The sequence below is a fragment of the Thermoleptolyngbya oregonensis NK1-22 genome (assembly GCF_032705245.1).
Lineage (GTDB): Bacteria > Cyanobacteriota > Cyanobacteriia > Elainellales > Elainellaceae > Thermoleptolyngbya > Thermoleptolyngbya sichuanensis.
This window is the reverse complement of sequence record NZ_CP053540.1, coordinates 2,769,422-2,782,011: the sequence shown is the minus strand read 5'-3', so window position 1 is coordinate 2,782,011 and position 12,590 is coordinate 2,769,422. Positions and strand designations below refer to the sequence as shown.

Annotated in this window: 14 protein-coding genes, 1 tRNA gene and 1 pseudogene; 6 read left to right on the top strand and 10 right to left on the bottom strand. The window is 52.9% G+C overall.

Annotated elements, in window-relative coordinates:
* Positions 1-534: 534 nt before the first annotated feature.
* Positions 535-933, bottom strand: a complete 399-nt coding sequence (locus tag HNI00_RS11960) for a hypothetical protein (RefSeq protein WP_316786428.1) — start codon at positions 931-933, stop codon at positions 535-537.
* Between the two features lie 106 nt (positions 934-1,039).
* Positions 1,040-1,600, bottom strand: a complete 561-nt coding sequence (locus tag HNI00_RS11955; protein ID WP_316786426.1) for a hypothetical protein — start codon at positions 1,598-1,600, stop codon at positions 1,040-1,042.
* Positions 1,601-1,724: 124 nt separating this feature from the next.
* Between HNI00_RS11955 and codB the strand changes: the two genes are divergently transcribed.
* Both codB and psb34 read left to right on the top strand, forming a co-directional pair.
* Entirely contained in the window at positions 1,725-3,014 is a 1,290-nt protein-coding gene (gene codB, locus HNI00_RS11950) for a cytosine permease (protein ID WP_316786424.1), read from the top strand.
* A gap of 227 nt (positions 3,015-3,241) precedes the next feature.
* Positions 3,242-3,412, top strand: a complete 171-nt coding sequence (gene psb34 / locus HNI00_RS11945; protein ID WP_316786422.1) for a photosystem II assembly protein Psb34 — start codon at positions 3,242-3,244, stop codon at positions 3,410-3,412.
* Between the two features lie 218 nt (positions 3,413-3,630).
* Here the strand turns inward: psb34 and HNI00_RS11940 are convergent, their stop codons facing one another.
* Entirely contained in the window at positions 3,631-4,293 is a 663-nt protein-coding gene (locus tag HNI00_RS11940) for a dienelactone hydrolase family protein (RefSeq protein ID WP_316786420.1), read from the bottom strand.
* A 394-nt stretch (positions 4,294-4,687) separates the two neighbouring features.
* Between HNI00_RS11940 and HNI00_RS11935 the strand changes: the two genes are divergently transcribed.
* Positions 4,688-5,866 (top strand): histidine kinase, encoded by a 1,179-nt coding sequence (locus HNI00_RS11935; RefSeq protein ID WP_316786418.1) that lies wholly within the window; start codon positions 4,688-4,690, stop codon positions 5,864-5,866.
* A 30-nt stretch (positions 5,867-5,896) separates the two neighbouring features.
* Here HNI00_RS11935 and HNI00_RS11930 read toward each other — a convergent pair whose 3' ends face one another.
* The gene (locus HNI00_RS11930) at positions 5,897-6,613 is read right to left on the bottom strand and encodes a sugar transferase (protein ID WP_316786415.1); all 717 of its coding nucleotides are present in this window, start codon (positions 6,611-6,613) and stop codon (positions 5,897-5,899) included.
* 681 nt (positions 6,614-7,294) lie between these two features.
* On the opposite strand from HNI00_RS11930, the gene psaM reads away from it, so the two are divergent.
* The 3 genes from psaM to HNI00_RS11915 all read left to right on the top strand — a co-directional run bounded on the left by psaM (position 7,295) and on the right by HNI00_RS11915 (position 9,359).
* Entirely contained in the window at positions 7,295-7,390 is a 96-nt protein-coding gene (psaM, locus tag HNI00_RS11925) for a photosystem I reaction center subunit XII (RefSeq protein WP_172358285.1), read from the top strand.
* A gap of 343 nt (positions 7,391-7,733) precedes the next feature.
* Positions 7,734-8,339 carry a slr1601 family putative cell division protein gene (locus tag HNI00_RS11920; RefSeq protein ID WP_316786411.1) on the top strand — a complete coding sequence of 202 codons (606 nt, stop codon included), beginning with the start codon at positions 7,734-7,736 and terminating at the stop codon, positions 8,337-8,339.
* A 282-nt stretch (positions 8,340-8,621) separates the two neighbouring features.
* A complete protein-coding gene (locus HNI00_RS11915) occupies positions 8,622-9,359 on the top strand; it encodes a hypothetical protein (RefSeq protein WP_316786410.1) in 738 nt (245 codons plus the stop codon).
* A 96-nt stretch (positions 9,360-9,455) separates the two neighbouring features.
* Here HNI00_RS11915 and HNI00_RS11910 read toward each other — a convergent pair whose 3' ends face one another.
* The 6 genes and pseudogenes from HNI00_RS11910 to HNI00_RS22150 all read right to left on the bottom strand — a co-directional run bounded on the left by HNI00_RS11910 (position 9,456) and on the right by HNI00_RS22150 (position 12,506).
* Entirely contained in the window at positions 9,456-9,875 is a 420-nt protein-coding gene (locus HNI00_RS11910) for a DUF4346 domain-containing protein (protein ID WP_316786408.1), read from the bottom strand.
* Between the two features lie 123 nt (positions 9,876-9,998).
* A tRNA-OTHER gene (locus HNI00_RS11905) sits at positions 9,999-10,109 on the bottom strand.
* Between the two features lie 23 nt (positions 10,110-10,132).
* Positions 10,133-10,459 carry a nucleotidyltransferase family protein gene (locus HNI00_RS11900; RefSeq protein WP_316786406.1) on the bottom strand — a complete coding sequence of 109 codons (327 nt, stop codon included), beginning with the start codon at positions 10,457-10,459 and terminating at the stop codon, positions 10,133-10,135.
* A 100-nt stretch (positions 10,460-10,559) separates the two neighbouring features.
* Positions 10,560-11,039, bottom strand: coding sequence for a hypothetical protein (locus HNI00_RS11895; RefSeq protein WP_316786404.1), 480 nt, complete (start codon positions 11,037-11,039; stop codon positions 10,560-10,562).
* A gap of 36 nt (positions 11,040-11,075) precedes the next feature.
* The gene (locus HNI00_RS11890; RefSeq protein ID WP_316786402.1) at positions 11,076-11,489 is read right to left on the bottom strand and encodes a hypothetical protein; all 414 of its coding nucleotides are present in this window, start codon (positions 11,487-11,489) and stop codon (positions 11,076-11,078) included.
* A gap of 9 nt (positions 11,490-11,498) precedes the next feature.
* Positions 11,499-12,506: pseudogene (locus HNI00_RS22150) on the bottom strand (hypothetical protein).
* Between the last annotated feature and the right edge of the window lie 84 nt (positions 12,507-12,590).

Below are 12,590 nucleotides of genomic sequence, written 5' to 3'. Positions count from 1 at the left end.
GGTGGCTCCGGGTGGCACAAACTATCCATCGATTCCCACCGCCTCCACGACGCTCTGAGGACTGGACTCGGCTCAGGCTCGATTTCAGTTTCAAAAATCCAGGACTTACGCACTTGCAATAAGCTTTCTGGATTTTGGATAATTTCTCACTGCGCCCGCGAAAAATCGTCCAACTGCATAAGTCCTAGAATCGTTGCGTGGCTCCATCACCGAGCGGCGGCGCGGCGTTTGGGTCGAATTTTTATAAAAACAATTGGGTTCGTCAGTCGAGCTTGCCAGAACAGCGTTCACTCCACTCTGGCGGGGTATGATGCGATCCCTGACTGACGCGGCCAGTTTGGCAGCCAACAACCGAGCAAGAGAGCGATCGCCACACTTGGCTGCTTACTAGACCAGTCTTTCCAGTACCTTATTCACGAAAGCAGTTTCGTCAGTGTGGTTAACTACAGCAGCATCCGGGGCAATTCCCGATACGATCGCCCCCTTTGCCAACTCTAAAATCCAAGCTCCAGCAGATCTCCCTGCCCTAGCCCCCTAACCACCTTTCATCCGCTGTTCCAGGTCTTCCAGCGTGTTGATCAGCAGGCGCTTGGCTTGCAGCGACCAGCCCCACTTTTGAACGGCGATCGCCCCCGCCCCACCAACAATCGTCGCCAAAAAATCGACAGGCTGCATAAACGAAATGCCCAACAGCAGGCCCAGCCCTGCAATGCCCCACAGCGGCAGCGCCACTGCCTGACGCTGAGTTTCCACAAGCTTGGCAAGGCCGCCCGTGGGCATTTCTGCCAGCAGGGTCTCCTTAATCTGCTGCTGCTCCGCTCGCGACACCGACAGGGCAATCTTTTGCCGCAGCTTTTCCATCTTGCGGGCATCAGTGCTGTATTGCGTCAGTTCATCTTCTGCCATCAGCAGCAGGCGTTCAAGCTGTCCCATCGTTGGTTGCGCCTCTGGTGCGAGTCACGGTTGCATCAGTGATTACTCCTTAACAATACGACACATTACGACCCATGCTGGCACTCATTGCCCCAGGTGCTTTCCGCTATTCTTCGTCCCACAGCCGCTCTAGCTGATAGCGCCACGCGCCCAGCGTTTGGTCACGCTCGGCAGCCCCCGCCTCCAGGCTGCCCATCATGCCCTCAGCATAGAAGCGTTCTAGGGTTTGCAGCGTGGTCTCCATCGACTGCCCTTGCTGCTTGGCAGCGCGAATGATCTGGCGAATTTGGGCTTCGGCTAGACGGTCGAAGCTGGGGGTTAGCCCGCGCTCTTGCAGAGACACTAGGCGGGCGATCGCCGCTCGAAAATCTTCCACCGTCAGGCTGGCCAGGGCATGTTGATAGACCCCCCACAGCACGCCCTGATAGAGGGCATAGCGAACTTCCTGGGTTTCATCGAAATTTGCCTCCAGAAGTTGGGCAAGATAGGGGGCAGCCGCCTGCGCCGAATCAATCGAAACGAGCGATCGCAGCCAGCTCTGGTCTTCCGAAAGCAGCACCAACAGGCGCAAGTTGCCGATCTCGACTTGCCAGGATTCTGGCTCGGCAGCCTGCACCGCAGGGCCAAACAGGGTCATCAAAAGCGTCGTAATGTCGCTAGGAGTCATGGGTGCGATCGCCTTGGAAGTGAATTTGTAACCTACAATACCTCTCTTCCTGAACACAGAACCGAGAATACCGCCATAAAAGCTTTATAAATATAGAGTCTACGCGGGGAGGAATTGAAGTCGTATGAGTATTTCGTCAGATTCACAATACGTGGATCGCAGTCAGGCAGGAGAAGATTATCCGCTTTCGGCGGTGCCCTTTGAGGCCCGCAAGCCCATTTGGTCGCTGGCCCCGCTGCTAATGGGGTTTGCGCTCACCTCCACCACGCTGTTTGCCGGTGGGCTAGTTGGCTCAGCATTTCCCTTTTCCACCATGCTGGCTATTGTGCTAATTGGCAACCTACTTTTGGGAACCTACTGCGCTGCAATGGGCTACATCGCCCAGCGGAGCGGCCTGACGACCGTTCTCATGTCGCGCTTTAGCTTTGGCAATATCGGCTCTCGCTGGGTCGATTTTGTGCTGGGCTTTACGCAAATCGGCTGGTATGCCGTGACCAACGCCTTTATCGCCGATGCGCTCACCAAGCAGTTTGGACTATCAGACGGAATGAAGGTCTTCCTAACGGTGTTCTTTACCTTCGCCTTTTGCGTCACTGCCTATATCGGCTATACAGCGATGGACTGGCTTAGCCGTATCGCTGTGCCCGCAATGCTAGTCCTGATGGCGATTAGCCTGATTCGAGGATTTGGCGATGCAGGCGACCTGGCCAGCTTGCAGCCTACCCAGCAGATGGGGGTTGGGGTGGCGATCGCCACGGTGATGTCTACCTTTATCTCCGGCGGCACCCAATCCACCAACTGGAGCCGCTTTGCCGACACGCCCAAAAACGCCATCTGGAGTACCTTTCTGGCGTTTTTCTTTATCAACGGGCTGCTGGTGTTTACGGGAGCTTTTACTACCCTGGTCTATGGCAGCGAAGACCTGATCGCGGCGATGGCCAAGCAAGGCCTGCTGCTGGGTAGCCTGGTTCTGCTGATCCTCAACGTGTGGACGACCCAGGACAACACCATCTACGCCTTCTCGGTGGCGGGAACCAACTTTTTCCGCACTACCAAGCGCCATGCCTTCGTGCTGGGCGGGGCACTGTTTGCGCTGCTGCTGGCGCTGACGGGCATCTATGAAAACCTGATCACTTACCTGCTGCTGCTGGGCACACTGATCCCGCCCATTGGGGGCATCATCATGACCGACTTTTGGCTGCGCCACCGGGGTCAGTTTCCTTCGCTGGATACTCCCCTGCCTGCGTTCAACTGGGCTGGCGTGATTTCGTACATCGCTGCTGCCCTGATTGCCTACTTTACGGGCACTGCGGGCATCGGCATCGGCCCGCTAAATGGGATTATTGCGGCGGCGATTCTCTACGCGGTGCTGACCAAGGTGATTCCTCAGCCCATCCGGGTAACGGAGATGTAGTTTTTTCCCCAAGAGTTTCTTCCCCAAGTGGGAGACGGTTAGCAGCGGGCGATCGCCCCCACCCCGCCCGTCCAACACTCTAGTCAAAGCGCCGCAGGGTATCTCTTGTGGCGCTTTTTAGGCTTATTAAACTCCATCCAATGTTTAAACTTCCTTAAAGGAATGCCGGAGTATGGACATAACTAGTTGCTAAAATTAACAAATATCTAGGAAAAAGGATTGAGTGCATGCGCTACACCACAGAAGACGGCGGTCGCCTGAACAACTTCGCAGTTGAGCCGAAAATGTATACCGCTGAGCCACCCAGCAAAAAACAGCAGACGATTTATCTCATTGCTGGTATTGGCGCACTGGCGCTAGTTGGCGGCCTCGTGGCGATCGCCGTCTCTGTGTCCTAGCCCGTCTTTTGGCACACCCTGAACCGATCAAAAAGCCGAGCGCCCCAGGCTAAGCTCTGTAGGACTCGGCTTTTTAATGTGCTTTTTTAATGTCAGGATCTACGCACTTGCGATAAGTTTTCTGGGTTTTGGACGATTTCTCGCGGGCTGCGCCCGCGAGAAATCGTCCAACTGCGTAAGTTCTAAATGTGCTTTTCCAGACGAAACCCTGCGCTCTGCTATGCTGTCGCCAGTTCTCGCCGCAAAAAGCTCAGCGTCTTATCCCAGGCATCAGCGGCAGCATCGGGTTGATAGACCTCCGGGCGGGTGTCGTTGAAAAAGGCATGGTCGGCTCCGGTATAGGTGTGGGTTTCGATGGAGCCACCCGCCTGTTGAATGGCTGCCTCTAGCGATCGCACCACCTCTGGAGTCACAAACCCGTCGTTTTCCCCAAAAATGCCCAGCACGGGCGCACGCAGCTTCGAGAAATCGGGCTGCACGTTGGGATGGATGCCGTAGAAATCCACCACTGCACCCACGCGCTGGCTCAGGGTCGCCGCCAGCAGCGCCAACTGGCCGCCCATGCAAAAGCCCACCACGCCCAAGCGATCGCCCGTGACTGCCGGGTGACTCTGCAAATATTGGAGGGTTTCTTCGAGCTTACGAGCCGTTTGCTCAATGTTGAGCGCCATAAACAGCCGCCCCGCCTCGTCGGGTGAGGTGGTCGTTTCGCCGTCGTACAGATCGGGGGCGATCGCCACAAATCCCGCTTCGGCGAAGCGATCCGTCACCGTTTTGATATGGGGAACCAATCCCCACCACTCTTGCAGCACCACCACTCCCGGCCCAGCGCCACCCGGCGGCAGTGCCAGATATCCTCGATTCGCAATTTCTGTTCCCATGACCTGTGCCAGCTAAAAATCAAGTCGCCATTCAAGAAACCTCACCCAGTAAAGCGTCGAAATGTCCTGCTCCGCAAGAGTTCGCGCGAACAGTTAGCTGAAAATCAATCCCTGAGCCACCCTGCAAAAGGTTAAAATATTTAGTAATTTGGTGTATGCTGCATTGCACAAGGCGTGCGGGCTGCATTTATGGCGTGTCCTCCCCTGACAATTCTTAGCCATGCCTAAGCTGTGAACTGTGCTAGAAGGCTATTCTGGCGATCGCCCCCAAAGTCACTCTACCCTGCACTCAGCTCACGACTGCCTTCCTCAAACTCCAGCCAGCCTACTTGAAACACAGCGCTACCGACGTTCCGCTTGCTTGCCCGATCCCATCCGTTGTGATGTAGCCGATATGGAGGCCCTATCCACTCCACCCGACCGCGCCGAACCGTCTCTGCAACTGCTGTTGTTTGTAGACAAGCGCCCTAGCTCCGTCGAAAAGATTCGGCAGATTCGCAGTCGCCTCAAAGAGCTAGCGGCAGACTATCCATTCGACCTGCAAGTGGTAGATGTGGGGGAGCAGCCGCACCTGGCCGAGCATTTTCGCCTGATTGCCACGCCGGCCATTATCAAAATTTACCCAGAGCCGCGCCAAACCCTGGCCGGCAGCAACCTGATCGCCCAAATCGATAGCTGGTGGTCGCGCTGGAAACAGTCTGCCCAGGAAAACCGGATCAGCCTTGGTTCCACGCCGCCCTTGCCAATGGCGATAGAGTCGCTGCAAGTTCCCAATTCCATCACCTATTCGGCTGAGCTAATTCGCCTGTCGGATGAGATTTTTCGGTTGAATCAGGAAAAAGAGGAACTTCAGGAACAGCTTCGATTCAAAGACCGACTCATAGCAATGCTGGCCCATGACCTGCGAAATCCCCTCACGGCGGTTTCCATTGCGCTGGAAACGCTGGAACTGGGCAGCAGTATGCGAGAAATCTACGCCGAGTCGCGGCTGACCCCAGAAACCATGAGTCAGCTTATCAAACATGCCCGCACGCAGGCGAAGACGATTGACCGTCTGATTACAGACACGCTCCACGCCGCCAACAGCACTGGCGGCAAGCTCAACGTGCAGCCTCGCAAGTTTGACCTGGGCAAGCTGTGCCTCAGTCTGGTAGATGATTTTCAGACCAAGCTGCAAATCAAGGCGCAGAGCATCTCTACGGATATCCCCAGCGATTTGCCTGCGGTGTATGCTGACCCCGATCGGGTGCGGCAAGTTTTGGTAAATCTGCTAGACAACGCCGTGAAATATACGCCCAATGGCAGTCATATCCAAGTTTCGGCTTTGCATCGCACGACGCAAAAGGTGCAGGTGAGCATCTGCGACGATGGGCCAGGTATCCCGGCTGAAAATCGCGATCGCATCTTTGAAGACAGCTATCGGCTGGAGCGAGATACCACGCAAGACGGCTATGGGATTGGGCTAGCGGTTTGTCAGCGCATCGTGCGGGCGCACTATGGGCAAATTTGGGTCGATTCAGAACTGGGAGCCGGAAGCTGCTTCCACTTTACGCTCCCAGTCTATCGACCCTAAGGGGCGGGCAAACGGGCGATCGCCCCTGCTCTACATTGCGCCCACGCCAAACAACACGGCGCGGACGGTTTTCAGAATCAGCGACAGGTCGTAGAGCGGGTGCCAGAGCGCCTGATATCGCAGGTCGAGCTTGACAATTTCCTCAAAATCATCAATTTTTGACCGTCCGCTCACCTGCCACTCGCCCGTAATCCCAGGCTTCACATTCAGTCGCAGCCAGTGATGGTCGGCGTAGTTGGCGACCTCATCCAGAGTGGGCGGGCGAGTGCCTACCAAGCTCATCTCGCCTTTGAGGACGTTGAGAAACTGAGGAAACTCGTCGATGCTCGTTTTTCTGAGAAACCAGCCGACGCGAGTTATCCGCGGGTCGCGGCCACGCTTGAAATTAAAAGGCTTTCCCTGTGCCGCATCGGAGGGAGTATCCGGCTGCTCCTGCATCCGATCAGCCCCCTGAACCATCGTGCGGAATTTGTAAATCGTAAAGCAGCGTCCTAATAGGCCACAGCGCTGCTGACTGTAGAAGATGGGGCCGGGGCTATCGAGCCGGATGGCGATCGCCACGGGCACAAAGATAATTGCTAAGACCAGTAGCCCAACTAGGCTGCCAAGAATATCGAGCGATCGCTTGAACCAGTGATTTACAGAGGGGTGGGGCAGGCGATCAGGTGTTTGTACGTGCAGAGCGGGCGCTATTGAAACGGAGCTAAGTGAGTCTTGGAGCGAATCTGGAGATGCATAGCGAGACATTAGTAGTAACCCTTTTTGAAGTAACAACCCTGTTGCAGGATGACCGCATAAATACGTAAAAACCCTTTCGTGCAGGAATATATAGCAAGCGCTTATGGATCAAAGGTTCAGCAGAAACGTCTTCACGGAATCTTTGCAGAAGCCCGAAAGTAGCCCATGTTTTTAAAGTCTTCGTGAAGCTTTTTATGAACGCTCCATCAAGCGATTAAGACGAAATGTTAAGCAATGGTGTGCTTGGTAGAAACAGGCTGCCTTGATCTGGCGCTCTGGATCACGCATCCGAGTTACGCATCCTGCCATAGGCCAACTCGCTCGCCCCCGCACGGAAACAGTCAGCAGCGTTCATGTTTCCAATTTATTCAGTTCATGCTTCCACCTTATTCATCAGGTGAGGCAATGTCCTGAGGCAATGTCCTGAGGCAATGTCCTGAGGCTATATGCAGAAACAGCGAACGACTGGGCAAGACAGTGAATGGGCGATCGCCCCAATCTTGCGCCCCAATCTTGCGCCCCAATCTCTCGCCCCAATCTCTCGCCCCAATCTCCTGGGCAATCCCTGCAAACGGCATCACAGATTATTAAACTGTGTGACAAGATGTTCCCGATGCTCCCGATTTAGCCGAAAGTGATGGACAGTAGCACGCTTATTGGCGTGTCGTTTGTTATTAGGAGTGTTACAAAATGGCTTTGTCAGATACTCAAATTCTTACAGCGCTGGTGATTGCTCTGCTGCCTGCGGTGCTGGCATTTCGGCTTTCGACCGAGCTGTATAAGTAAGTCATCAGTCTGTTGGGGCTGAGTCTCTGCTGGGCACTGCTGCGCGGCGACTCAGCCCTCTCAGGTTTCACTCAAACCTCTCACCCAAGCCTGCCCGGATCTCAGACTTGCAGATTTCTGGCTTAATAGTCAGGCTTAATATAGATCGCCTATAGATCGCCTAGATTCAGATCGCCTAGATCGCCAAGTTTGGGTCGCCAAATTTAGGTCGCCAGATTTAAATTGCCAAATTTAGGTCTTAAGTTTTGGCGCGAGAGGTGCCAGAGCTTCGCATAGCGATTATATTGGGGTAGATTCCGGGCTACCGGTCAAATCGCCCCGTTTTTTTATATGAACTGCTAGCATGAATGCGATTCAACCCTCCCGCCCGCCGCTTTACCCTGTCGAGCCAGTTCGCAAGCAGGCTCCCCGCCCAAGACGCAGGCTCCGGCAGCGGCGCAATCCCCATCAGTCGGTTGCGGTTGAAGCCAGCCTTCGGTTAGCCGTGAATGTCGTGGTAGGGATGGTGGCGATCGCCTCAATTGTCCGGCTGCTGCCCCAAAACATCAGCCAACAGCACAAACTCAACAAGCTCCAGTCAGACGTGACGGCACTAGAGCAGCGCGTGGATCGACTCCAGGAAACCTTTGCCCGCCAGTTTGATGCAGGGCAAGCCCGCAGCGTCATGCAGGAAGAGACCGGCCGCATTGGCATTGGCCAACGTCCGGTCGTCTGGGTAAAGCCCGCTCCAGACGCGGCGATCGCCCCTACCCCTGCTGCCGATCCTGCAAACGTCGCAAACCCAGCCAACCCTGTTTTGCCCGTCACGCCGCCAGACACAACACCCGTTTCCCCGCCTGCGCCCAGCCAGCCAGACGCTTCTCCGACCAATGTGGTGTCTGATCCTGCACCCGCTCAGGCTCCGGTCGCTGTCCCGAGTCAGGCATCGGTCGCCCCTCCGGGGTGGTAGCCCTTGGAATCGGCTAGAGGGCGATCGCGCTGCCACGAGGGGAGCCAAGTTCAAGGGCTGTTTAAGGGTGCTAGTTTTTACGGAGATTATCAATCCGGGTTACGCTGAATCCCTGCGTCTACCGATTTGCCCGGAGTTAGATGTCGATTTGGGTTGATTATGATGGGTTAGGTACAGCTTCAGCCGCCTAACAGGTCACCCCTGCTCTCTTTGGAATGGTGCCCCTGGATCATGTCGATTCAAAAATTCCCCCTAGCCACGCTCCTCAAAATCAGGCGATACATGCAGACGACCCTGGCGTTGCCTGATGCCGAGCAGCAGGCAAAGGTGGTAGAAACGCTAGACGACTTGCCAGAGCCGGAATCCATCGATGACCTGAGCGGGCTATTTTCTTCGGGAACGCCCATCGTCACAACCCTTTCGCCGATTCTGCAAGAACAGTGGTTTATCAGCACGGTAAACCCTGCTGCCCCGCTGATCAAAATGCCGGGGCTGTGGCTAAAGCCGGGGTTTCGCCTGGTGAGCTATTTGTATCGCTCAGCAGAGGGCAGTGGGGTTGGGGTGGTGTGGGCTGTGCCAGAAGAATTTGGCACCACAGCCCAGCTTGAAAAGGCCGTGAAAGAGAAACACAACATTGCTCAAGTCCCCCGGCCAGAAGGAGCGCTCGGCCACGTCATGGAAGCCATCGAGGGCGATCGCTCGGCGGCTTCGTTTGTGCTGGCATCGATCTTGCGACGAGAGCTTCAGGAATTGGGCGTGTTGGGCGATCGCCGCAACTGGGCCTATCACCATCTCATCGAGGGCATCCCTGCCAAATATAACTGGCAGTGGCGAACCGAGATCCCCAAAGACCTGTCGCCCAAGGTGCGCCTCTATCCCGATGGACACGCAGCCGTGGAGCTATTCTCCTGCCGGGTTTCTGGAGCCAAGACGCTGTATCGCCACCTCGACCGCTATCCGCCCAATTCCTACAAGCCCGACAGCCTGGATAAGATGCTGGCGGTAGAACAGATAGGCTAGCTTGCCGGATTCCCAAATTTCCAGAGTCACCTGGGATCAATTGATCCTCAATTGATCTGATGATCTGCTCTGAATCTAATCAGCTAATCTTGTCAGCTAATCTTGCACATAGTCCTGCCCAGACAGCAGCGCCAGCTCCGCCCGCACAAACTCGCGCCCCAAATAGGCAGCGTGGTCAAGATAGCTGATGGGGCAAGGCTGCGCTTTTTCAAAGATTTCGATGCAGAGTTCCTTGGCGGTGCGTCCGCGAAAGGTTGCCGTGGGCGATCGCTTCAGGGAACCGTTACAAGGCAGCGGCTCCCCAGTTTCGGGATCGCAGGCTAGCCCCTTGTCATTGATGACGTTAGAAAAATGGTCTGCACAAATCAGCTTGGCATCCCGATCCACATAAATAATGAAGTAGCCCTGGGGATCTAGCTCAATGTAGCGATTGGATAGCTTGTCATCCAGAGCAGCGTATTCATTGCGGAGCGCGATCGCCTCAGGACGCAACTCTTGTTCGGCAGTTTGATTCATAACAAAGGTACAGGTTCTCGGAAGCTACGGATATTGAAGGGCGGCCCAACCCCTAATCTATCGCATCCCAGCAGAGTATCAGATGGGGCATGTAGGGCATGTAGATGCGATGATGCCATTAAAAGCGGGTGATGGGACTCGAACCCACGACATTCAGCTTGGGAAGCTGATAAAAATCTTCGTATATCAAGGTTTTTAAGACTTTTTGCGAATTTCTACACCCAATTTACACCCAAAAAGTTTTTTTCATCTTCCCTTCATGGAGAACTGAGGCGATCGCCGCCAAAAGCCGAATTTGCTGCCCCAAATCGGTCGCGCCCATTTTGAGTGCCGCCAGGATATCTTGCGAGACTTCGAGCGTAATTAGCTATTTGCCTACAACCACACCGACTTTTTTTGAGTGTAGCGTAGGCATGAAACTGCACCATCACGTCAATATCGCTGTCGGGACGGAAGTCTTCGCGCAAAACAGAGCCAAACAGCGCAAACTCGACGACCTGCCAGCGATCGCAAAATTCGACAATCTGCCCCATCGGCAGATCAATCATGAGAGATAGAGCAGGGGCGATCGCACAGTCACTCATTTGTTCATCTGCTAGAGGGTCATTCGAGTCCCTTAAAGCTGCTTGCTCTAAGTAAAGCAATTGAGACACCTGGCTCCTGAAGTGAGTTACTTGAAGAGTATTACTGAACCCAACTGATATCATAATCGGGGCAGTCACCGACAATAATCTTAATAAAAACAGCATTCTGATAACAGAACGGGGGCTGGCGAAAAGCGTTAAGTTTTTCCTTGTCTACTATTCCTTCACTATCCCGATTTGTTGATTTCTTGATCTCTATAACCAGAAGATTACTTTCGTTATTTCCTCTTTTGTGAATAATTATGTCAGGGAAAACTGTTGTTGCATCTGTGTCATCATATCTGGGCGATCCAGCAATTTCTTTTAGTTTTCGAATTAGTTTCTTGGTATCCCCTTGATTCCGATTATATTCACAGTCTACGTTCCATCCGGCTGGCATATAAGCCTGGAGATACTCTGCGAGTTTGTGGGTAAGCGATCTTTCGTTTGCGTCTACATTAAACAGATATGAATCTTGACCTTTTAATTGTTCAAGCGCCTCTTCTAGAACTTTTCTGATATCAATTTCTTGCGTCTGCATTATCTCTTCTCTCACACAAATGAATTTAGACTTTCGCTATAGCTCCCAGACATGATCTGGACTTTTCAATGATTCCTTTACTTTAGCTAGATCTGCTAAGTCTTTGAATGGGCTTGCTTTTGCCAAATTTACGATTGAATCCAGAGTTAGTGCAAGCTGTTGATTATCACCATTAGCAATGGCTTGATCTACAAGCTGAAAAAGTGACTTGAAGTTCTGAGAGCGTTCATCAAAAGATTGCTCGAGATATCCAATGAGCAAGTCACGCTGAGCTTGAATTTCGGCAAGTCTGGTCTTCTCCCATGCCTCAATCTCTCGACGCTTAGTTGTTTCAGTTTCAATAATTCTCTTGTATTCAAGATATGCTTGAACAACCTGATTTAAGCAATCAGCAGACATGAAAAGAGTATTCGCACCTTGGGCAAGGTTTACGGGTAATTTCTCTTTCATAATTGCCGACTAGATATTACGATACTTAAATCTGATTTTCTTGAACTCCTGATTGATTTCTCCTTTCTCATCCAGTACAGGAGTTTTCAGAATTTCAACCAGAGCCTTGATTAGGAGAAGAACTTCCTGAAAGCTTTCAGCGTGTTCTTCAGGTTTAAAGTTTACCGTTTTCTTGAAAAATATTCCTTCGCGTACAAAAACCTTAGACTCAAGCGCATTCAAACTTTTTAGAGCGCGTTCATTTATTGAAACTACAAGACTCGATAGTTCTTGAATTCGGTTCTGTACTTGCTTGAGAAATGCTTGCAATGCACCAAGTTTTACAATTGCTTCGTTCGCTTCTGCGACATAACGCTGTGCTTCTGTCAGTGCTTTCTCGCCTTATCCACGTAGAATGAAGCCACCAATCATCAAAGCCGGGCCTATGGTAATTCCACCTAAAATCATGCTGCCAAGCGCCATACCTCCTCCGCCTGTTGCCAGAGAACCGCCGCCCAGCCAAGCTAAAGTAGCATTCCAAGCAGCAGCACCACTAAGCCCGCTAATTGCAGTACCTGTACTGGCTGTGCCAAATAGACCTACAAGGGTAATTGTGCCTTGCCCGGCTGCATAGGCAGCACCCGCAGCCTGAAGTCCGCCTGTGGCGAAACGCTTTGCTTCAAGCGCTGCGGTTTTGTACTCCTTAAACTGCTCCGGTGAAAAACCCTCTAACCCCTCCAGGAATTTCATGTCGCTTTGTGAAACTTGCTGTCCGATGCGTTCAATAAAGTCAACAAAACGCTGAACAGTTTCCAGATGTACCTGAATTTGAAGTTGAGCATACTCTTCCGCAAGAGCTTGTGTTCCTAAAGCCTTTTCCTCAGTAAGTTGCTTTGCTTCTTCATAGCGAGCTTGGGCCTCTTCAGCTTTTTTTTGAGCTTCTCGAATTTTTGCTACTCCTTTAGCTCCTGCAAAAGCTCCTGTTCCTCCTGCAATTAATGCCGCAGCGCCAAGAATGATAGGAACAACAAAAATCATAAGTAAGCTCCTACGCAAATGTATCCTCAAAGTTTAGGGTGCCCAGCTTATCAGACTTAGCTAACGCTCAAGGAATATCACATT